The sequence below is a fragment of the Petrotoga sibirica DSM 13575 genome (genome assembly GCF_002924625.1).
Taxonomy (GTDB): Bacteria; Thermotogota; Thermotogae; order Petrotogales; family Petrotogaceae; genus Petrotoga; species Petrotoga sibirica.
In genome coordinates this window covers 66258-86692 of sequence record NZ_JAHC01000008.1, presented here as the reverse complement: position 1 = coordinate 86692, position 20435 = coordinate 66258, and the positions used below count along the sequence as shown (strand labels likewise).

Genomic DNA, 20435 nt, shown 5'->3' with positions numbered 1-20435 from the left:
AACGCACCTCTTCATTTTTCTCTACATCTAAACAAATTAATTGAAAGCTTTATATTTGAAACCAAAAAAAATAAAACCACAAACTGCTCCTAAATAACTTGCAACCATATCTAAATTGCTATATGTATGATAAATACTGAATTTTTGAGCATATTCAGTTAATACGGGAACTAAAAGGAAAAAAATCAAAAAAAGTATGAAATAAGTTCTTTTACTTTTTTTGAAGAATGCCATAAAGAACAAATCGGCTCCCAAAAAGTATGAGATAAAATGAACTATTTTGTCTTCCCCTTTGAAATTAATATAATTTATTATAGGTTTAGAAATAGAAAGGTATATAATAAAAACTATATATAAAAAGAACAAAACTTTCCAAAACACATTTTTTATTTTTTTTATATCTTTATATTTTTTATCAACCATTTGACTACCTTTCTCTTTTTATTTATAACATATAAACCTGGGGAGGCTGCCCCAGGTTTGACAAGTTTTGGTTAACTCTATTTTTCATTCCATTCTAAATGTTTCAGTTCTATCATGATCTTCAATTATATGTTTATATCTGGCATAGGCAGCTTTAGCCATTTTTTCTAAAATACTTGGAAGATCACTATCAGTCCAATCTTCACCTAAAAAATTTATCAGTTCTTTTTTTAATTTAAAATAAGGCTCTTTATCTGGAACAAATCCTATATAACTTTCTATAAGTTTTCTATCTACTTTATCTTCTCCGTAAATGTTTTCTAGTAACTTACTTACACTTTCTGAAAAGAGATCGGGGATCTCTTGAAATTTTTTAGTGAGGTCTAATTTGTTCTGGTAAGATGGCTTGATTTCATTGTAGTACTTTATAAACGATTTCACGTGGGATCCCTCCTTTTTGGTGTTTTAATTTTTAATTAGTTAAAGAATATGTAGAACTTTTAAAGAATTCGTCTTTAAGAAATTTAAAATTGTCATTTTCTATAGCTTCTCTCATTTTCTCTACCAGCGATATGTTGAATCGCAAATTATGAATGCTTAAAAGGACTTTCCCGAGCACCTCATCTTTTTTGAAAAGATGGTGTATATAACCACGAGAGTGATTTTTACAAGTATAACAATCGCATTCTTCATCAATGGGTTTTTGGTCAAATTTAACCTGTGAGGATTTTAAGTTGAGTTTTCCTTTCCATGTTAGTGCCGTTCCGTGCCTTCCCATTCTTGTTGGTAAGACGCAATCGAACATATCCATACCGTTTTCCACAGATAGAAACATCATCGTGGGAGAACCTATTCCCATTATGTACCTTGGTTTGTTTTCGGGCAATTTATTGCCAAAAGCTTTTAAAATCTTTTCAGAATCTTGGTATTTTTCTCCTACGGCTAATCCACCCAATGCATAACCGTCAAAATCCAAAGAGGTTATCTGGGATAAACTGAGTTCTCTTAAATCTTCAAAGAGTCCTCCCTGAACTATACCGAATAATGCCTGCCCATTATTATGATTATTATTATGATATCGTTTGGATCTTAAAGCCCAATTAAAAGTTTTTTGCACGCTATCTTTTACAGCATCGTAACCAGATAAGGAGTTTATACATACATCTAGAACCATTGCAATGTCCGACCCAATTACTTTTTGTATATCCAGAGATTTTTCTGGTGTTAACTCTATTTGAGAACCATCCAGCGGAGATTTGAAAATTACTTTTTCATCAGTTAATTTAGTATTTGGTAAGGAAAATACCTGAAACCCTCCGCTATCTGTCAAAATTGGTTTTTCCCAGTTCATGAAGTTATGAAGACCTTTAAAATGCTCAAGAATTTCTAACCCGGGTCTTAAGTAAAGATGAAAAGCATTGGCTAATATTATCTCACTATTGATATCATTTAATAATGAGTTTGTAAGAGTTTTTACCGTTGCATTCGTACCAACTGGCATAAAAACCGGTGTTTCAATGGTGCCGTGTTTTGTGATAATACGTCCTCGCCTAGCCCCGGTGTATTTGTCAGTATGAATTAATTCGAATTTTATAGGCGAATCATCCATTAACCTTTTATTTCCTCCTTCAACTCTTTTAGCAAGGAATCTGCTTCATTTTTAAACTCTATTATATCATTTAAAAGGTTTTTTCTTACTTCTGCCTCTTTTATTTTTTCTAAATTAGCTTCAACAGAAATAATAGCCGAATTCAAAGCGGCCCAAGCTAAATAACAAGTAATTTTTGATTCGGGTTTTAAGACGGGGCTACCATATTTGTAAAGGGTAAAGCAATTTTTTAGGATGTTATAACAAGATTTAGCTACGTTGAAAGAAAAAAAAGCGGCAGCTGTTAAAAAATTGTCCTTATCTTTTCCTTCCTTGACATTCTTGATTCTTTCTGCATATTTAGAAGCTTCCTCGGCGTATTCCATTAATTTTTCTTTGATATCTATAAGATTTTCTAAGGCTACTTCTAGAGTATTTTCATAATCTTTGTCATTTCCATTGGAGATTGTATAATTTGCCACCATGTAACCCAGTGCAGACGCTAAAGCGCCTACTAAAGCTGTTACAGTTTCTCCAGCAGAAGCTGGATCTGTGGATGAAATTTTATTTAAAATTTCCTCAAAAGTCATATCTTTATACATTCATCCACCTCCCATCACAAAATGATTAAAGTATCTATACTTTTATTATACCATACTTTTAGGGTTAATTAGTGTGAAAGAAAATTAAAATGAGATTAACGAAGTTCTTCCATAATCTTCTGGGGGAGTGCGGCATAAAGAGGAGGGTTTTATTTAAATAGATGTAAGAAGACTCCTACTCTATAAGTTATGAAGAATTGATCCAAAGCATAGGAAGTAATTAAATTACCAAAAAATCTTTTGGATACTTGTTTAATACTTCACAACCATCATCAGTCACCAAAACCAGGTCTTCTATCCTTACCCCGCCAACACCTGGTAAATAAACTCCTGGTTCTATTGAAAAGATCATACCAGGTATTAGAATTTCTTCGCTATTTGAAGATATGTAAGGTTTTTCATGAACCTCTATCCCTACACCATGTCCAGTTCGATGGGTGAAGTACTTGCCATATCCTTTGCTTTCTATATAACTACGCGTAGTGGAATCAATCTCAGAAGCCTTAAGACCAGGCTTTATTTTTTCAGTAGCTTTCAAATTGGCTTCTAATACTATTTGATAGATGTTTTTGATGGGTTCAATAGGTTTGCCAAAAAAGACGGTCCTTGTCATATCTGAACAATAATGATTTTTTATGCAACCCATATCTATCAATACAACATCCCCATCTTTTAACTTTGCATTAGTGGGCATATGATGAGGATTAGAAGTATTCTGGCCGTATCCAACTATAGGCTCAAAAGAAACACCATCGGCCCCTTCTTTTTCGAAGATATTTTTGATGGCTTTGGCTAAGTATTTTTCTGGAAGCATCTCCGATACAAGATCTATAACCTTTTCCATAGCAGTGTCATTTAATAAAGAGGAGGACCTCATTAACGATATTTCTTCAGCTTCTTTTACCATCCTTAATTCACTGATTATTGGGGAAAGATGTTTTAAGGATAAATCTTTAGTATTTTCCATTAAATCCAAAAGAAAGCCAGCATCCCATCTTTCATCTATACCTAATGGTTTATCTTTTTCAATGAGAGAAGATAACATCTTAATAGGATCTTCAGAATCAGAATATTTAATCAAATTTACTTCATCAACGGTATTTACCGTGAACAATTCATTGACTAGCAACTTAACCTCGCCAGAAGTATTTACATATAATGCCAACAACCTTTCTCCGGGTTCAAACCACTCTTGTAAAAAATAGTAAAGAGAAGGTGGTGAGGATATTATTGCTTGATGAAAATTATTTTTTACCATCTTATTGAGAAGTTTTTCTATCCTATCTTTACGCAATCTTCAATATGCCTCCCCTGGAAAGTGTCTAATTTTATTCGATTTATATTCATAATTGTATCATAAAAAAGTAGGAAGCAGATAATAACTTCTCAACTTCCTACTTGCTGGGGTTAATGTTATTCTTTAACTTCCTTAATCTTTAGCCACCAATCGTATCCTTCTTCGGCTGATGTTTTTCTCTTCATTGCTTCAGCATAAGTTGATGCTGGTGGAATTATTACCTTACTTCCAAGTATTGAGTTGTCAGGCCAATTGGCTGGGGTTACTACCTTGTTTTTGTCTGACAATTGTAGAGCCCTTACAGCTCTGTATATTTCATTGATGTATCTTCCTACTTCTGAAGGATAGTACATGATTAGTCTAATAGTTCCTTCAGGATCTAAAATGAAAACCGCTCTAACAGTTGCAGAACCTTTTTCTGGGTCTACCATTCCCAATCTTGAGGCTACCCTTCCCATTGTATCAGCTATTATTGGGAAAGTAATTTCCACACCAAGGTTATCTTTGATCCATTCCATCCATTTGATGTGTGAATAAACAGCATCAACTGAAAGCCCTAAAAGTTCAGTGTTTATCTTTTTGAAATCTTCATGCTTTTTTGCAAATTCAACAAATTCTGTTGTACATACGGGTGTAAAATCCCCTGGATGGCTGAAGAGTACCAACCATTTTCCTTTGTAATCTTTCGGTAGTTCTTTTACACCGTCCGTTGTTAATACTTTCATCTCAGGAAACTTTTCTCCAATTAAAGGAATTCTTCCTTCCATATTTACCTACCTCCTATTTGATAATTTTTTATTTTTGAAATATCTATTTTTTAGGTTTGTCTAAAAAAATTATATATCGAAAAAGTAGAAAAGTCAAGTAAAAAATTAAATGCAATTTTTAAGTATATATTTCTTTATTATTGCTATCAAGGTATAAAAGTTTTTGGAAAATAATAATTTTGCTTCAAAATTCTAATGTTATAATAATTGTGGACGATAATAAATATGGAGTTCAAATTGTTGAAAGGAGGGACTAAATTATGGATATCAACAATATCAATCCTGCTGGCGGTAAGAATTTAGATAAAATAAATCAAAAAAAGCTTGATAAGGATTTTTTCAAGAGGCAGATAAAATCAAAAAGCCTAGAAAGTGCTAATAAGATTACAGGAGAATCAAAGAAGTATATAGAACTATCAAATAAGATACCAGAAATTCGGCGAGAGCTTGTATCGAAACTGAAGGAATCTATTGAAAACGGCTCTTACAATATCAATGTAGACCAAATTGTAAATAAAATGTTTGAGTAAAGTGGGTGACCGTCATTAATAATTTAGAAGCGATAAAAAATGTATTAAATGAAGAGAACGCCAGTTTAATAGAGTTAAAAAACTCTTTTTATAACCTAAGAGAAGGCTTAGTAAAAAAAGTATCGGTCGAAGAGATTAATTCAACCCTTTTGACGATTGAAAAATTATCGAGTAACTTTAAAAAAGTAGAGAACTTAAGAGCACAGTTAATATCTACCCTATGTTTAGAAGAAAATATAGAGAACAAATTAGAATCGATTATTAATTATTTTTCAAAGAGGGACTATGAAATCGCCCTTCTTTTTTCAGAGCTTGTTAAAAATTTAAAGGAATTAGTAGGTGAAATCGATCTTTTAAGCAACATTATTTCATTTCAATCTAATCTGAACAATTTTATTTATCAAATTTTGAATCCTGAATCGATTACAAACAGCAAAACTTACTCTCAAAAGGGTAGTAGAATGAACAAAGATTTGACTTCAAGAAGTTGGAGGGGTTAGCGTGTGCGCAATGACTTTGAATGGCCTATTGAACACTGGTTTGCTAGGGGTTTATACAAATAAAATCGCAATGAGCGTTGTTGCCCATAATATTTCTAATTCTAATACTCAGGGCTTTTCCAGGCAGAGTCCTGTTATTGTGACTACCAACCCTATTAATTTAACAACGATCGGAAGTGGAGGGGCAGCTTTATCTTTTGGAACTGGTTCTACGGTAAGCGATATTCAACGAGTGAGGGACGAATTTTTAGATTTGCAATTTCGGGAAACTTCTTCTCGTTTGAATTATTGGGAAAATATATATTCTAATGTGCATTATATTGAGCAATTATTTGGCGAGCCCGGTGAAACAGGTTTGAGAAATATGTATGATTCTTTCTGGGCATCAATCGAGGAGTTGAAAACTGATCCATCAAACGAAGCTGCTAAAACTCAGGTTGTATCTCGAGCAGAAGAGTTAGTAAACACTATGAAGGATATTAACTATAGGTTAGAAGAATTAAAAAGTGATATAAACAGTGAAATAAAAATCAGAATAGGCGAAATAAACGGTTATTTGAAAAGGATTGCCGATTTAAATCAAAAGATATTAACATCGAGCTCAATAAGTGGTTCTCCTAATGATTTGCTTGATGAAAGGGATAGATTGTTGGATAAACTCTCAGAACTTTCCAATATAAGAATAACAAGTCATTCAAATGGTCAAATTTCTTTGAGTATGGGGGATAAAGTAGTTTTAAATGGAAGTAGTTATCAAGAGATAAAATCTTTAACCATTGAAGGAACAAAAGATGAATATTACGCCTATGTAGGTAATAATCCACTGACTTTTAACGATGGGAAAATGTCAGCCCTTTTTGAATTGAGAGATGAAATCATCCCTTCTTATCAACGACAACTCGATGAGTTTGGTTTGTATTTAGTTGATACAACTAATCTTATTTATAAGGAGGGGTGGGATTCAACAGGAACTATAACAGGAGCCAACTTTTTCAGTGATATAAGTACCCAAAGAGGTTTTGAAGATTCAAGACTTTTCAGGATAGCAGGAAATTCAGACGTATTTCATCCAGACACAAATCAATACGTCACGAGTCATAGAATTTATTATACTGATCCTTCGATTGATTTAAATAATTTCGATATTTACTCAGTAGATTATTATGCAACTTCTCCTTCTAAATATGCCGATAATACCTTAATAAAATATGATTCAACAAATAAAGCTATTTATTTTGATGATCCTTCTGGTTTTCAAGATAAATTACTAGTTGATATAAAAGGAAATTTTCTCAGGGAATATGGTTTTTCAACAAAAGAAATTGAGGCATACAAAATAGATTCTGCAAAAGTTATACCTGGTAAACTTGAATTTGAAATGTCCGGTGAGACTTATACTATAGAGTTTTCCGATGCTACTGAATTAGTATTAAATATAAACAGTGATTCTGGAGGTTACTTGAAAGCAGAAGAAATTGATGGATTTATATACATACTTCCCACCACGGAAATTCCAAATGCAGACTTGGATACCATCGTTTTAAATGACGTAGACGGTTCTCTTTCACAAATGGAAGCACAAAAAGTTACACTGGATGCCTTAGATACATCCCAACCTACTTTGAATAATTTATTAGGTTCAAATAAAATAATAGAAATGAGTATAAATGGAAGAAAAATAGAGATCAACCCTCTTAAAGACACTATTTATGATTTGGCTGACAAAATCAACGCAACAAACACCGGGGTTACCGCTTCTGTTACTCCACATGGTTCATTTGTTTTGAGAGCTGGAAATTTAATCAATTTTGACTTAAAGAACGTTACTATAAAGGGGCCTGAGAAATTGTTCAATGCATTAGGATTTATTGAAGATGGTTCTAATAATATAGTTACTCTGATATCTCAAGATACAAGTCCAGAACAAATAGATGAAAAGTTTTCTAAGGCGGATCTTTTGAGAATAGATCAAGGGTTAGGGATAGTCAATCAAATTTCTGTATCGTCTAATTTAAAAGAGAATCCATCTTTACTTGCAACCGACTTGGGTTATTATTATGATACTAATTATTCTCCAACCGGGGCGGGAAACGTTAGTGTATGGGATGAGATATCAAAATTGTATAGTGATTCTTTATTAGATAATGGAAGGGTTGGTTTTTCAAACTTTTTGGGAAATATTGTTACCGATATAGGAGTTAAGGGTGAAACCGCTGATAAAATGAGGCTAAACAGTGAAATGTTGAATAGTGAAATCAGTCTTGAAAAAGAAAGAGTGATGGGGGTTTCTATCGATGAAGAGATGACTAACCTTGTCAAGTATCAGCAGGCTTTTAATGCTTCTGCCAGAGTTATTACAGCGGTAAATCAAATGATGGAGACGGTTATTAACAACTTAGGTGTACGATAATATGCCATACAGTACTTGTTTGATCGGTGAGGAGGGAAAAACATGAGAATCACTGAGAATCTTTTAAGTAGTAGAACACTTATCGATATCCAAAATGTTTTAAGGAAATATAGTGATTTAAATTCTCAATTAACTTCTGGAAAGAAAGTTCGATACCCATCAGATAATGCATCTGTTGCTACAAGAATTTCAAATTTAGATAGTCGTTTGAGAAAAGTTGAACGTTACAAAACTAATGTGGAAACAGCCCAAAATTATGTGAATATGTATGATACAGCATTACAGGAAGTGAGCTCAATATATCTTAGAATTAAAGAGCTTGCTGTTAGAGGGGCAAACGATACATTAAGTGACGATGATAGAGTCGCTATAACAGAAGAACTCAACAAGATAAATGAACAACTAGTTTCTATAGCAAATACAGAAATTTCTGGAAACTATGTGTTTGGAGGAGCCAAAAACAATCAAAAAGTCGTGGAAATAGATGGCGAAGGTAATTTTAAAATAATATTACCTCCACAAGCAAATATTAGGCAAAAGATATCCATTGGAGGACAAGATATAGAATACGGTAAAACAGTTTATGATGTTTTTGTAACTGATAGTGGTGCCTCTGTTTTTGGTATAGTCAAAAGATTGTCAGATGCCATAAAATCGGGAGATAATACTTCAATTCAAAATGAGTTAGGAAATATCGAAGAAATACAAGGTAAATCGTTAAAGAATTTAGCTGAAGTTGGTGCTACTCAACGAGTTTTAGAAATGACTTCAAATAGAATGGAGGTCTTTAATACTTTTTCAACAGAATTTTTATCCAATGAAGCTGACGCTGATATCGCACAAGTTATAATGGAATTGGCAACTCAGCAAAATGTCTTACAAGCTGCTTTAAAAGCAGCTGGTAATATTATTCCTCCAACTTTGGCAGATTTTCTATAAGGAGGTTTTCCAAAAAAATGATAAAAGAGTATGAAACGAAGTTAGGAAGTGTTAAAATAGATACTGAGAGAACGATAATTTTTGAGTATGGGATTCCTGGCTTTGAAGATCTTAAACAGTTTGTTTTACTAGAACCTGAAGATACATATCCCATCATGTGGTTAGCTTCACTAGAAGAAAAAAATGTAGCTTTTCCAGTTACTTTTCCTCAGCTTATAAGAAACGATTATCAGTTTACCCTTCCCCAAGATTTAACAGAATACTTGGAATTAGATAAGACAGAAGAAGCTATAATCTTAAGTATATTAACTATACCAGAAAAAGAAGATGAAATAACTATAAATTTAGCTGCCCCAATTATTATTTCGCAAAAAAATCATAAAGGTGTACAATATTTAATCGAAAGCGAAGAATACAAAATTAGACATCTTTTGAAGGAAGAATTGGAAAGAAGTAAGGTTATACTATCTGCTCAAAAAGATGGTGAATAGATTTGTTAATATTATCTAGAAAAATAGGCCAATCCATCGTAATACAAGCAGGAAATAGAAAAATAAAGCTTATTATGCTTGAACAAAATAATGGAAGTATAAAAATCGGTTTTGAGGCACCTAAAGATATAAAAATTTATCGTGAAGAAATGTATGAAGAAATCGTAAAGCAGAATAAAGCCGCATTGGAAAGCGATGTTAACAGGTTGGGAAAAATAAAAACCACTATCCCAAAACTAGTAAAAAAAGATAAAAAACAAAATACTTAGGCATTAGGGAGGAGAAAATTGAATATGGACCAAAAAAGAGCAATAATAGGTAAAGCAAAGGAAGTTAAACCTTTAATAATAAATAATGAAATGACTAAAGATGTTGAAAAAAGAATATTAATAGGGAAAAGTAACTATGGAGCTCCTAATTTTGTTATGAGGTTATTTACCGTTAAACCAGGTGGGTATTCTCCACGGCATTCTCATAGATGGGAACATGAGATATTTATAGTTAAAGGTAAGGCAGAGGTTTATGATGGAGAAAAATATAATATAGTAGAAGCTGGAAGTTTTATTTTCGTTCCCGGAGGTATAGAGCACCAATTAAAGAACGCAGGGGATGAAGAGCTAGAATTTATTTGTGTCATTCCAACCTCTGCGGATGAAGAATGAATTTTTCATAAAAAAGTGGCGTAATATAAAATAAATATATCGCCACTTTTTGTTTGCTTTATAGAAACAACTCTAATTGCTTATAACTTCGTCTATAGCAATCTTTTCTTCTTCAGTTAACAGTTTATCTATATCTAATATTACTAACATACCATCTTCTAAACGTGCTATGCCGCTTATAAAATCAGCTCCACGCATTCCACCTATATTAGGTTTTTCGTTTATTAAATTTGGGTCGATACTTCTAACGTTTTTCACATCGTCAACCATTATTCCAACACGTCTTTGATCGATTTTCAAAACTATTACTTTGGCAAAAGATTTGTCTTCAAAGTCGGGCAATTTAAATTTTCTTCTCAGATTGATGATAGGTAAAACTTCTTCATTTCGATAATTTATTACACCTTCAAAATAGTCAGAGGCATTTGGTAATTTAGTGGTCTCTTGATACTCAATTACGGCATCCACATTCATAATATCGAGACCAAACCTTTCTTTACCAATGTTGAATGTGACTATTTTTAACTCAGATGGCATTTTTACTCCCCCTTTTTAAAATTAAAATTTTATTTCTAAAAATGTTTAATTTTAATTCAGTAAGTTTTAAAAGATTATATCATAAAAGTATTTAGAATAAAAGTTGTTTCTATGCTAAATAGAAGTGTAAAAAAAGAAATATGTTATAATTTTAATTATAATTATAATTATAATTATTCAAAATTTTATTACATTGGGGTGTAACCCGTGCACAAAATCAGTAAGAATTATACTGTTTTAGCTATCTTAATTGTTTTGATTTTGATAATGCTTTCAATTGTAATATTTTACATCAGGATTGCAAAAGAAAGAGCGGTTCAGGGAACTACTACTCAAGGGAAAGATGTCACTAATTCATTTGCTCAAGAGCAAATTCTTACCTCAGTAGTAGATGCAAAACATGGAGTAATAGTAGCAGGTTATGAAGGATTTTATGTTTTTGATGGTGGAAAGAAAGAAATAATTGCTACAGTCACGACTGGTAGTTATGTTAACGATGCTCAAATTTATGGAGATTATCTTTATCTTGTTGATAGAGAGGGATTGAAAATTTATGATTTTTCGGATCCGCAAAGAGTTGCCTTATTAAATTCTTACTCCACTTTTGGGGATTCTTTATCTGTTACGACGAATGGAGAATTATTATTTGTTGCTGATGGTGAAAATGGCTTGATAAGCTTTGATCTGAAAGATAAAGTATATATAAGATTAAAAGAGCATATTCGTTTACCAGGTATGGTAACCCAAGTTGAAATGTTTGAAAAGTATTTATTTATAATTGGTCCAGGTTTAGGAATGAAGGTCTATCAAATCAACGAAAATCAAACTCTTGAAGAGCTTAACTTTTATGATCAGTTGATATCACCTAGAATGATTAGTTTTAATAATGATTTTTTTATGTTGAATGATGATTTATTGGGTATACATATATTTAAAATGAAAGATTTGATCAATACTCCAAAATATGATTTGAAACCATTGTATATATGGAACTACGAAGCTTATTCTATACAATTACTGGATGATTCCCTGTACTTTTCTACTAATAATGGTATATATAAAAGAAATTTGAAATCATTAGAAACTCAAGAAATTATCACCGGGCAATTTTTTAGACCAAATATTTTGGTAAATGATGGGTATATATACTTAACAAATAACGAAGATGGTCTGTATATTTATGACCTAAATACTAAAAAATTACTTAAGTATATTAATACAGTTGGCTCTATTGATGATTTTGTTGTATTAGAGTCAGGGGTGTTAATTGATGAGGGAGGAAAGATAGTTTATCTAGATAAACAAAAAGAGAAATTATGGGAGAAAAGATATACTGGAAGTTTGATAAAAAGCAAGAAAGGCTTTTACGAACTCAGTGGAAATATAGTCAATTTTTATGATGCCAAGAATACAACCACCAAAAGTTTTCCTGAAAACATCATAGGTATAAAAGAAACACAAGAAGGTATATTCGTTATTGCCCAAGAGAATATATACTCTTTCTTTGATGGAACAAAGGTGTTTATAGGAATGGCTCAAGATATAGAAGTTATTGATAACCTTGCGTATATAGCGGTGGGAGATAAGATAACAGAGTTTAACTTTTTGACTGGAAAAAGTAGCTTTAAATTTTATTCCAAAGATTATATTGATCAAATTCTTTCCACTTCTGATGGATTTATCCTTTTAACGGAAAAAGGAGTCTTTCGAACAGACTTTAATTTTAACATTATCGATTATTTTAGTTTTGATTATTCTCCCGATATAATTATGCTGAATGAAAAATATATATTTTATTCTGTAGGCTCTCATTTGACTATTGTTGAAGTGTCAAATTTTGGTTTGAATAGAACGATTAATTCAGATCTTCCAATTTTAAGTATGGATTGTAATGATGGATATCTCTATATTTCTTACTCTTCAAAAGGAATAACGAGATATAATATTACAGACAAGCTTCAACTAGTTGATGAAGAAATTGTTGTAAATATTTTCACCGCTAAAAATATCATTTTTTGATGTTGAATTTTTCGTAAATTTAACAATGAAAGGGGTGAAAAGATTTGAAAATAAAATTCTTTTCGCTTATAAAGTTTGACTTGAAAAAGGATGAAGTCGATTACCAATTATCAGGATCGAAATCCGTTAAAGAAATAATAAAATTATTGGATCAAGAATTCGCTAATTATTTTAATAGAAAACTACTAAAAGATGGAGAACTTAAAAGCGGTACGATTATATTATTAAATGGAAGAAATATTCGCCATTTACAAGGACTCGATACGTTGGTAGAAAATAAAGATGAAATAACAATTTTTCCACCTTCTGGAGGAGGATATGGATTACGTGGAAAGACAAAAAATGTTGTTCACAGAAGAAGAGGCTCTAAAGTTAAAACAAGCTGTTGTTTATTTGTGGAGCTGGAGGTCTTGGAACCCATCAGGCGTTGGAGTTACAAAGGGTTGGTGTAAAAAAAATATATTTGGTGGATTATGATAAGGTTGAGCTTTCTAATTTAAACCGTCAAGTATTATATGGCATGGATAGCATCGGCGAATACAAAGTCGATCAAGCTAAAAAAACTCTTGAATCTTTTAACTTACCAACGATAATAGAAACAAAGGTAGAAAAAATTTCAAAAAAGAGTAAAATACCAAAAGATGTGAACGTTATATTAGACGCTCTTGATAATTTCGAAACGAGATATATTCTTGAAAAACTTGCTTGGGAATCCAACATTCCTTATATACACGCAGGGGTTAATCAATGGTATGGTCAATTAACAACCATAATACCAGGTAAAACTTTGACTTTAAAGGATATATTTGGAGAGGTAGACAAAACAAAAGAAAAGATCTCTATTATCTCACCTGTGGTATCGATTATGGCATCTCTTCAAGTAATCGAGACAATTAAAGTAATAATTGGGAAAAAAGATACACTAGGCAACAAATTACTACTAATGGATTTAAAGGATTATTCCATAGAAATAATTAAACTTCAATGAAAATAAGAACTTTCATTCTTTTATTACTCATTGTTCTTCAAGATAACAAAAAAGCACTCATTTACAAGGAATTGTCTTCTGATTGAAAATAATTGCCCCTAAACGCTTCTAATTACAAATAAATCGAATTGACTTTTTTTTAACATAAGAATTAAAATAAAGGATCCTTTTTAGACACCGCAAGAGTGGCTGGAATAATGGGTGTTAAGAAAACAGCTGAGTTAATCCCAATGTGTCACCCTTTGCTGAGAAAGGGTATAGATATAAAATTTGAATTTGAAAATGCTACAACATTAGGTATCTACGCAACGGTGAGAACAACAGGTAAAACTGGGGTTGAAATGGAAGCATTTACTGGTGTTTCAATAGCAGCTTTAACGGTATACGATATGTGTAAGGCCGTGGATAAAGATATGGTTATTAAAAATATAAAATTAATGAAAAAGACGGGAGGTAGAAGAGGAACTTATGTTAGAGAAAACGATGAGTAGAGAAGGTAAAGTTGTCAAAGTTTGTAAATGTGAAAAAAGAGAGATGCTCAAAAAAGAACAAGATAAAATAAACAATATAACTAACTTTGGTGTAGAGGGTGATTATCATGCAGGAAGGAGTCATAGACAAGTTAGTTTGTTGGGTATAGAAAGCCTTGAAAAGATAGTAAAAGAAAGGAATTTAAATTTAAAAGATGGGTATTGCAACTTCGCACAGAAAATAACCATAAAAGGGATAGAATTGTATAAATATCCTGTGGGAACCAAATTTAGAGTAGGTGAGAGTGTCTTACTCGAAATTACCGAAATAGGGAAAGCAGGAGAATTCAATCCTGATAATATAATGCTCACAGAGGGGATCTTCGCCAAAGTTTTAGAAGGTGGAATCGTTGTTCCCGGTGATGAATTAACAATTGTACCAGAGTAGGGAGAAAAGTAATGATTAAAGTAGCAATAATAACTGTAAATGATAAAGGATCAAAGGGTTTAAGGCAAGACAAAAGTGGTGAATTACTAATGAAGATGGTTGAAGAAGAAGGTTGGATTAAAACTCTTTACCTTATAATACCAGATGAAAAAGAAGAAATAGAACAAAAATTAAAAGAAATAGCGGACAATAATATTGCAGACTTAATACTCACAACAGGAGGAACGGGTTTTGCTCTAAGAGACGTTACACCCGAAGCTACGAAAAACGTTATTGAAAAAGAGGTGCCGGGAATTCCAGAAAAAATCAGATATGCCACGGGGGTAAATGCCCCAATGGCATATCTTTCTAGAGGAGTTTGTGGTATTAGAAAATTTACTCTAATCATCAATTTTCCAGGTAGTACTAAGGCGGTTAAAGAATGTTTTGAAGCTGTTAAAGCTCTTATTCCTCATGGCATTAATATTTTGAAAGGCGACATCACAGAACATTAGAAAAAAAGCCGTATATATAACTAAAGCGAATCAATTAATTTTAAATACAAGGGCTATTTTTTCTGGGATTTTCAGAGGTTTTTTGCCATCATTATAAGAATTATCGTCTAAAATGAAATCTTTTGTAGCGAATAAAAGAGCTATTTTGCCTTCTTTTTTATCGAGTAACCATAATGGTAGTTCAATATCGATCTCTTTTTCTTCTCTATTTATAACGGTGACTATATTTTCACTTTCATTCCACGAGGCGTAAGATACGTATCCACCGTCCCAATCAAGAAAATCAAAAGAACCTTTTCTTAAAGCTGGATGATCTTTGTATATTTTGATTAATTCTTTGGTGAAATTAAATAACATTTTATTTTCTTCACTTTCTTTTCCCCAAGGGTAAGGTCTTCTATTATCTGGATCTGTCCAACCTTCCATTCCTATTTCATCACCGTAGAATAATCCTGGGGATCCAGGAAGAGTAAACATTGTGACTAATCCTATTTTGAAAACATCTAAATCTTTTCCAATGGAAGCCTCTTCATGAGTTTTTGGTCCCAATCTCCCAACTTTTTGTGTGGTTCTTGTCATCCATCTAGAATGATCATGGTTGCTTAGTTGGTTTAAAGCTATAAATTTACTATTCATGGGTAATTGAGATAAAGCCCATCTCACAGAGTTAACGAAATATTCAGAATTTTTTAAGAGCTCAGGTTTATGATGTTCGTTGTGTTTTTCCATACCCGTAAGAAAATAACTAACAGGATCCATACAGGTTATATAATTCATTATAGAATCCCAGCATTTTCTTTCTAACCAAGCGAGAGGTGATTTATAAATTTCAGCAAATATTATCGATTCAGGGTTTGATTTTTTTACGACCTTGTAGAAGAATCTCCAAAAAGCTGTGTTCATTTCAAAAGATTTACCCAAATCATCTGCAACATCGAGTCTCCACCCGTCTGCATTGAAAGGTTCACTTACCCATTTTTTACCGATATCTGCAATGTATTTCCATAAACTTATATTTCCATAATTCAATTTTGGAAGAGTGTGAAAACCCCACCATCCTTCATAACCTTTTTGAGAGTTTTTCCAGTAAAAATAACTTTTGTAGGGAGAATCTTCTTTATGTAGACTTCCTTCACCATACAGGTCCATTTCGTCTAGCCATTTATGAAAAGACCCGCAATGGTTGAAAACCCCATCTAAAATGACTTTTATATTTTTTTCATGGGCTTTTTGAATAAGACTTTTTAGAATTTCATCGCTTTTTTCAAGGTTCTTGATAGAGGTAGTTCTAACTTTGTACTTTTCGTTTAGATCTTCTGAATCTTCTTCTATAACACCAAAATGGGGATCAACGTGTTCGTAATCTTGAGTATCATATTTGTGTGGACTTGGGGAAACAAAGATAGGGTTTAGGTAAACCGTTTCCACTCCTAACTCTTTTAAATAATCAATCTTTTCTAAAACACCTTGTAAATCTCCACCATAAAACTCTCTATGACCATTTTTAGGATCGGGCAGTGAGTTCCAATCTTTTTTTAAAACTTCTTGACCATCGTAATGGTATTCGTGAGATACTGGATCGTTTGTTTCATCTCCATTTTTGAATCGGTCAACAAATATTTGATAATATACAGAACCATAGGACCATTTTGGGGTTTTAAAATCTGCAATGAGTATAAAGTCATGAATTGCACGATTTTCCACAAGACCCATAGCGTCATAGAACAATTTTTTGTCTTTTTCTATTAAATCTATTTCGAAATGGTATCTAACCATTCTATCTGGCATTTTGAAAGTACTTTCAAAAAAATAAAAGTAAGTAGTTTCTTTTGATATTTGCATTGGTTTGTGTTGATACTTTTTTGAATTTTTTTCAGGAGTAAACATAACACTTCCAATGCTTTTACCTAAATATTTTGGGATCCTGAGCTTAATCGTTACATCATCATCTATACTCGGTTCCTCTGGGTAAAGATAAACGTTAGTTTGATCTGAATATATGCCTTTCATGATTATCCTCCAAAATTATTATTTGAGATTTTAGTATGTTGGTTTAATTCTTCTACATATTTACTTTCCAGTTTTTGTAGTTTTGTAAGTTCCTTTTCTAATTTGTTTTTTTCTTCAATTAATTCTAATACCTTATTATAATCGTCCCCATACTCAAAAAGTTTAGCTTCAAGTGAATCTAACTTTTCAAATAGTAATTCGGATTCTGTCCTGATTCGGGATATTTCAGTATTTAAAGTTTTTATTCTGTTTTTAACTTTTTTATTTTGTACGTATTCTTTGTTTACTTTTTTTTCTTTTTTTATTTTGAAAGAGGTGTTTTTTATTTCTTCTAAAAGAGGTTCAATATTATTGGCGATTTTGGATTTCCCTCTGTCTATCAAAAGAAATTTGTTGGCTATATTCTCGATAAAAGATTGGTCATGTGAGACAAAGATGATGGCTCCTGTGTACTCTTTAAGTGCTTGCTCCATACTTTCAATTGTTAAAATATCCAAGTGGTTGGTGGGCTCATCTAATATCAATACGTTTGGCTTCTCAAGTAAAATTTTAGCGATTGCTAACCTTGTAAGTTCTCCACCAGAGAGTTCACTTACTTTTTTGAACACTTCATTAGAATAGAATCCAAATCTCCCAAGATACTTTCTTACTTCGAAGTCTTTCCAATCTTTTATCAATTCCCACGTTTCATTCAATACATCAGATTCTTGAGAGAGATTAGATATAACTTGATCTAAGTATCCGATTTTGATATTGTGCCCCCATTCAACACTTCCTTTATGATTTTCTAATTCACCAATCAGTAATTTTAGTAAAGTGCTCTTTCCACAACCATTTTTTCCTAATATAGCTAATTTATCATCTTCGTAGAGTTCAAAAGAGATGTTTTCTAGTAATTTTTGTTCTTCGTTGTAGGAAAAAGAAAGATCTTTAACCTCTACTATCTTGTAACCAGTTTTTGTGGGTTGCGGGACTTTTATGGTTATACCTTTTTCTTCTTCTATGTTTTGAATCTCTTGGAGTTCATTTTTTAACTCTTCTAATTTTCTTTCGCGGATTACGGCCTGTCTAACCATTTTTTCTGTTCCCCAACTTCTATAACGCTCTATCATTTTTTCGAGTCTTTCGATCTCTTTCTGTAGGTTCTGTTTTCTTGAATTCATTGAATTTATATATATTTTCCGTGATTGGATGTACTCTTTATAGGTTCCTCTGAATTCCCAAATCTTTGAATTGTTTATTTCCCAATATTTGTTACACAACTGTTTTAAAAACGTCCTGTCGTGGGATACGATAACCATGGCACCTTTGTAATTTTTCAGATAGTTGATTAACCAATCGATAGAAAAGAGATCTAGATGGTTGGTAGGTTCATCAAGAAGTAATAAATCGGTTTTTTCAGAAAGGGTTTTTCCGAGGGATAATCTAGTTAATTCACCACCACTTAAACCAGAAACATTTCTGTTCCATTCGTCTTCTTCGAAACCAAGACCCACTAGCAAACTCCTAACGTTCTTATCGACTATGTGCTCAGGTGTAATTTTTGAGACGCTTTCTTTTAAAAAGTCATACAAAGTAGGATCTGTTTTATTTAAATCTAATCTATATTGCTTTAAAAGAGATATAGTTAAATCATTTTTTTTGAGCACCCGTCCTTCGATAGGCTCAATATTTTCTGAAATGATATTCAATAAAGTTGTTTTTCCAGCACCGTTTTTACCGATTAAAGCTATCCTATCATTCTGATTTATAACCAAGTCGACATCGTAAAAAAGGTAAAATTCACCAAAATTATGGGATACATTTTCAAGTCTTAAAAGCAAACTTATCACCTTAAGTATTCGATTTCTATGGTTGATTTGGGGTGGATATTATATAAGAATATATGTCTTCCAAAGTTGGACGTAATTTTCTTATCGAGACGTTGAAATTATCCAATGTAAATGAACTATTTTTTGAATCAATGATTAATTTTTCTTTGGATACGGGTTTTATTGCTAAAACATCAGAGAGATCTTTTAAATAGTTTAATATTTTTTCATGGTCTTTTTCATCAAAAGTTAGTTCGTAAATGTTAATTATCGAATCGAATCTTTTGTAAATATTTTCTATATTATCTTTTATAACAATTTTTCCATCTATAATTATTCCCACACTTGTAGCTAATTGTTCAACTTCCCACAGATAATGGGATGTTATTACTATTGTAGTTCCATTTTTGATGTTTTCATTCAGTATATAACGCCTTATAAACCTTGAGGATTCTACATCTATGGCATTCGTAGGTTCATCCAACAAAAGTATCTTTGGGGATTTCAATAATGCCCTTGCAATATTCAACTTCTGTTTGTTACCAGAAGAGAGATTTTTGGTTAATTTGTTTTTATATTTTTCTAAGCCGAAACTATGTAAAAATTCGTTAATTTTTTTATCACTATCTTCTATATTTGAAGCTAAAGAAAACAATTTCAGATTTTCATATGGAGTTAAATCATTTTCCAATACAGAATAATCAGAAACTAAAGAGATCACCTTTCTAAGGCTTGACTTATTTTTCGAAAGATCTTTTCCAAGTATTTCTACCTTTCCTAGTGAGGGGTTTAAAAGTGTGGAAATAGTCTTCATAATGGTGGATTTGCCTGCACCATTGGGACCTATAAGTCCAAAAATCTCTCCTTCTTTAATCTTTAAATCAACATTATCAACTGCAACCGTTTTCCCGAACCTTTTTGTTAAACCCCTAATTGATATTGCTTGTGGAACTTTTTCAGATATTTTCATATTTTTGTTGTTTTCTAATTCTCCTTTCATACTCTTTTTCTGCAATCTTTTCACGCTTATCGTATTTTTTTAACCCTTTAGCCAAAGCGATTTTAACTTTTATTAGCCCTTTCTTGTTAACATAGAATTCGAGAGGAATTATCGTCAAACCTTCCTGTTTAACTTTAGATTGCAAACGCCTTATTTCTTTTTTATGAAGTAAAAGTTTCCTTGGTCTTTCTGGATCATGATTAAATATAGATGCCCCTGAATAAGGGCTGATGTGAACGTTGTATAAAATCAATTCACCTTTTTCTATTTTACAGAAACTATCTTTGAAATTGATTTTTCCTGCTTTGCTGGATTTTACTTCTGTACCCAATAAAGAAATCCCTGATTCGAAGGTTTCTATTATTTCATAATCGTGAGTAGCTTTTTTGTTTCTTGCCAGAGTTGTTATATTTCTTCACCTCTAAAATTATAATGTTTTTTACAATATT

Annotated in this window: 23 protein-coding genes and 1 pseudogene; 13 read left to right on the top strand and 11 right to left on the bottom strand. The window is 32.0% G+C overall.

The genetic code is table 11. From position 1 onward, the window contains the following. Window positions 1–36 precede the first annotated feature (36 nt). The 6 genes from AA80_RS02440 to AA80_RS02415 all read right to left on the bottom strand — a co-directional run bounded on the left by AA80_RS02440 (window position 37) and on the right by AA80_RS02415 (window position 4677). The gene (locus AA80_RS02440) at window positions 37–423 is read right to left on the bottom strand and encodes a VanZ family protein (protein WP_103876250.1); all 387 of its coding nucleotides are present in this window, start codon (window positions 421–423) and stop codon (window positions 37–39) included. Window positions 424–507: 84 nt separating this feature from the next. Further along, a complete protein-coding gene (locus AA80_RS02435) occupies window positions 508–864 on the bottom strand; it encodes a hypothetical protein (protein WP_103876249.1) in 357 nt (118 codons plus the stop codon). A 31-nt stretch (window positions 865–895) separates the two neighbouring features. Continuing rightward, complete coding sequence (gene tgt, locus AA80_RS02430) at window positions 896–2032, bottom strand: tRNA guanosine(34) transglycosylase Tgt (protein ID WP_103876248.1); 1137 nt, start codon at window positions 2030–2032, stop codon at window positions 896–898. Continuing rightward, window positions 2032–2613, bottom strand: coding sequence for a cyclodeaminase/cyclohydrolase family protein (locus AA80_RS02425; protein WP_103876247.1), 582 nt, complete (start codon window positions 2611–2613; stop codon window positions 2032–2034). Before AA80_RS02425 ends, tgt begins: the two co-directional genes overlap by 1 nt. A gap of 220 nt (window positions 2614–2833) precedes the next feature. Beyond that, on the bottom strand, window positions 2834–3907 hold the full coding sequence (locus tag AA80_RS02420; protein ID WP_103876246.1) for a M24 family metallopeptidase: 1074 nt from the start codon (window positions 3905–3907) through the stop codon (window positions 2834–2836). Between the two features lie 119 nt (window positions 3908–4026). Further along, complete coding sequence (locus AA80_RS02415; RefSeq protein ID WP_103876245.1) at window positions 4027–4677, bottom strand: peroxiredoxin; 651 nt, start codon at window positions 4675–4677, stop codon at window positions 4027–4029. A gap of 260 nt (window positions 4678–4937) precedes the next feature. On the opposite strand from AA80_RS02415, the gene AA80_RS02410 reads away from it, so the two are divergent. Genes AA80_RS02410 through AA80_RS02380 form a run of 7 tightly spaced genes read left to right on the top strand, consistent with a single transcriptional unit; the run spans window position 4938 to window position 10209 of the window. Beyond that, window positions 4938–5207, top strand: coding sequence for a flagellar biosynthesis anti-sigma factor FlgM (locus tag AA80_RS02410; protein WP_103876244.1), 270 nt, complete (start codon window positions 4938–4940; stop codon window positions 5205–5207). Between the two features lie 5 nt (window positions 5208–5212). Next, window positions 5213–5707 carry a hypothetical protein gene (locus AA80_RS02405; RefSeq protein ID WP_103876243.1) on the top strand — a complete coding sequence of 165 codons (495 nt, stop codon included), beginning with the start codon at window positions 5213–5215 and terminating at the stop codon, window positions 5705–5707. A gap of 10 nt (window positions 5708–5717) precedes the next feature. Then, window positions 5718–8117 carry a flagellar hook-associated protein FlgK gene (gene flgK / locus AA80_RS02400; RefSeq protein ID WP_243830546.1) on the top strand — a complete coding sequence of 800 codons (2400 nt, stop codon included), beginning with the start codon at window positions 5718–5720 and terminating at the stop codon, window positions 8115–8117. A 42-nt stretch (window positions 8118–8159) separates the two neighbouring features. Further along, entirely contained in the window at window positions 8160–9056 is an 897-nt protein-coding gene (flgL, locus tag AA80_RS02395; RefSeq protein WP_103876241.1) for a flagellar hook-associated protein FlgL, read from the top strand. Window positions 9057–9073: 17 nt separating this feature from the next. Continuing rightward, window positions 9074–9547: a flagellar assembly protein FliW gene (fliW, locus tag AA80_RS02390; RefSeq protein WP_103876240.1), complete on the top strand. Its 474-nt coding sequence runs from the start codon at window positions 9074–9076 to the stop codon at window positions 9545–9547. 2 nt (window positions 9548–9549) lie between these two features. Continuing rightward, the gene (locus AA80_RS02385; protein ID WP_103876239.1) at window positions 9550–9816 is read left to right on the top strand and encodes a carbon storage regulator; all 267 of its coding nucleotides are present in this window, start codon (window positions 9550–9552) and stop codon (window positions 9814–9816) included. Between the two features lie 24 nt (window positions 9817–9840). Then, window positions 9841–10209 (top strand): cupin domain-containing protein, encoded by a 369-nt coding sequence (locus AA80_RS02380; RefSeq protein ID WP_103876238.1) that lies wholly within the window; start codon window positions 9841–9843, stop codon window positions 10207–10209. A gap of 72 nt (window positions 10210–10281) precedes the next feature. On the opposite strand, the gene AA80_RS02375 is transcribed toward AA80_RS02380, so the two are convergent. Next, window positions 10282–10746 (bottom strand): chemotaxis protein CheW, encoded by a 465-nt coding sequence (locus AA80_RS02375; RefSeq protein WP_103876237.1) that lies wholly within the window; start codon window positions 10744–10746, stop codon window positions 10282–10284. A gap of 207 nt (window positions 10747–10953) precedes the next feature. Between AA80_RS02375 and AA80_RS02370 the strand changes: the two genes are divergently transcribed. From AA80_RS02370 to AA80_RS02345, 6 genes and pseudogenes are all read left to right on the top strand, one after another. After that, entirely contained in the window at window positions 10954–12765 is a 1812-nt protein-coding gene (locus AA80_RS02370; protein ID WP_103876236.1) for an LVIVD repeat-containing protein, read from the top strand. 44 nt (window positions 12766–12809) lie between these two features. After that, on the top strand, window positions 12810–13217 hold the full coding sequence (locus tag AA80_RS02365; protein WP_243830542.1) for a MoaD family protein: 408 nt from the start codon (window positions 12810–12812) through the stop codon (window positions 13215–13217). Then, the gene (locus AA80_RS02360) at window positions 13193–13753 is read left to right on the top strand and encodes a HesA/MoeB/ThiF family protein (RefSeq protein WP_166667786.1); all 561 of its coding nucleotides are present in this window, start codon (window positions 13193–13195) and stop codon (window positions 13751–13753) included. The genes AA80_RS02365 and AA80_RS02360 overlap by 25 nt, the downstream gene beginning before the upstream one ends. Window positions 13754–13911: 158 nt before the next feature. Then, window positions 13912–14244 (top strand): annotated as a pseudogene (gene moaC / locus AA80_RS02355) (cyclic pyranopterin monophosphate synthase MoaC); the annotation flags it as partial. After that, window positions 14222–14671 carry an MOSC domain-containing protein gene (locus AA80_RS02350; RefSeq protein WP_199177819.1) on the top strand — a complete coding sequence of 150 codons (450 nt, stop codon included), beginning with the start codon at window positions 14222–14224 and terminating at the stop codon, window positions 14669–14671. The pseudogene moaC and the gene AA80_RS02350, both read left to right, overlap by 23 nt. Before the next feature lie 11 nt (window positions 14672–14682). Next, complete coding sequence (locus AA80_RS02345) at window positions 14683–15165, top strand: MogA/MoaB family molybdenum cofactor biosynthesis protein (RefSeq protein WP_103876234.1); 483 nt, start codon at window positions 14683–14685, stop codon at window positions 15163–15165. A 30-nt stretch (window positions 15166–15195) separates the two neighbouring features. Here the strand turns inward: AA80_RS02345 and AA80_RS02340 are convergent, their stop codons facing one another. From AA80_RS02340 to smpB, 4 genes are read right to left on the bottom strand one after another with little or no spacing between them, the layout of a single operon-like run. Further along, the gene (locus AA80_RS02340) at window positions 15196–17175 is read right to left on the bottom strand and encodes a glycoside hydrolase family 13 protein (RefSeq protein ID WP_103876233.1); all 1980 of its coding nucleotides are present in this window, start codon (window positions 17173–17175) and stop codon (window positions 15196–15198) included. A 2-nt stretch (window positions 17176–17177) separates the two neighbouring features. Then, the gene (gene abc-f / locus AA80_RS02335) at window positions 17178–19007 is read right to left on the bottom strand and encodes a ribosomal protection-like ABC-F family protein (RefSeq protein ID WP_342351796.1); all 1830 of its coding nucleotides are present in this window, start codon (window positions 19005–19007) and stop codon (window positions 17178–17180) included. Between the two features lie 16 nt (window positions 19008–19023). Then, window positions 19024–19986 (bottom strand): ABC transporter ATP-binding protein, encoded by a 963-nt coding sequence (locus AA80_RS02330; protein WP_233186789.1) that lies wholly within the window; start codon window positions 19984–19986, stop codon window positions 19024–19026. Beyond that, entirely contained in the window at window positions 19943–20395 is a 453-nt protein-coding gene (smpB, locus tag AA80_RS02325; protein WP_103876231.1) for an SsrA-binding protein SmpB, read from the bottom strand. The genes AA80_RS02330 and smpB overlap by 44 nt, the downstream gene beginning before the upstream one ends. Between the last annotated feature and the right edge of the window lie 40 nt (window positions 20396–20435).

What these genes read in the sequence shown, in the direction of transcription:
- fliW (WP_103876240.1), top strand. Translation starts at nt 9,074, where the DNA reads ATGATAAAAGAGTATGAAACGAAGTTAGGAAGTGTTAAAATAGATACT.
- AA80_RS02350 (WP_199177819.1), top strand. Translation starts at nt 14,222, where the DNA reads ATGTTAGAGAAAACGATGAGTAGAGAAGGTAAAGTTGTCAAAGTTTGT.
- AA80_RS02380 (WP_103876238.1), top strand. Translation starts at nt 9,841, where the DNA reads ATGGACCAAAAAAGAGCAATAATAGGTAAAGCAAAGGAAGTTAAACCT.
- AA80_RS02425 (WP_103876247.1), bottom strand. Translation starts at nt 2,613, where the DNA reads ATGTATAAAGATATGACTTTTGAGGAAATTTTAAATAAAATTTCATCC.
- AA80_RS02440 (WP_103876250.1), bottom strand. Translation starts at nt 423, where the DNA reads ATGGTTGATAAAAAATATAAAGATATAAAAAAAATAAAAAATGTGTTT.
- AA80_RS02415 (WP_103876245.1), bottom strand. Translation starts at nt 4,677, where the DNA reads ATGGAAGGAAGAATTCCTTTAATTGGAGAAAAGTTTCCTGAGATGAAA.
- flgK (WP_243830546.1), top strand. Translation starts at nt 5,718, where the DNA reads ATGACTTTGAATGGCCTATTGAACACTGGTTTGCTAGGGGTTTATACA.
- tgt (WP_103876248.1), bottom strand. Translation starts at nt 2,032, where the DNA reads ATGGATGATTCGCCTATAAAATTCGAATTAATTCATACTGACAAATAC.
- flgL (WP_103876241.1), top strand. Translation starts at nt 8,160, where the DNA reads ATGAGAATCACTGAGAATCTTTTAAGTAGTAGAACACTTATCGATATC.
- AA80_RS02330 (WP_233186789.1), bottom strand. Translation starts at nt 19,986, where the DNA reads ATGAAAGGAGAATTAGAAAACAACAAAAATATGAAAATATCTGAAAAA.
- AA80_RS02410 (WP_103876244.1), top strand. Translation starts at nt 4,938, where the DNA reads ATGGATATCAACAATATCAATCCTGCTGGCGGTAAGAATTTAGATAAA.
- AA80_RS02340 (WP_103876233.1), bottom strand. Translation starts at nt 17,175, where the DNA reads ATGAAAGGCATATATTCAGATCAAACTAACGTTTATCTTTACCCAGAG.
- AA80_RS02345 (WP_103876234.1), top strand. Translation starts at nt 14,683, where the DNA reads ATGATTAAAGTAGCAATAATAACTGTAAATGATAAAGGATCAAAGGGT.
- AA80_RS02375 (WP_103876237.1), bottom strand. Translation starts at nt 10,746, where the DNA reads ATGCCATCTGAGTTAAAAATAGTCACATTCAACATTGGTAAAGAAAGG.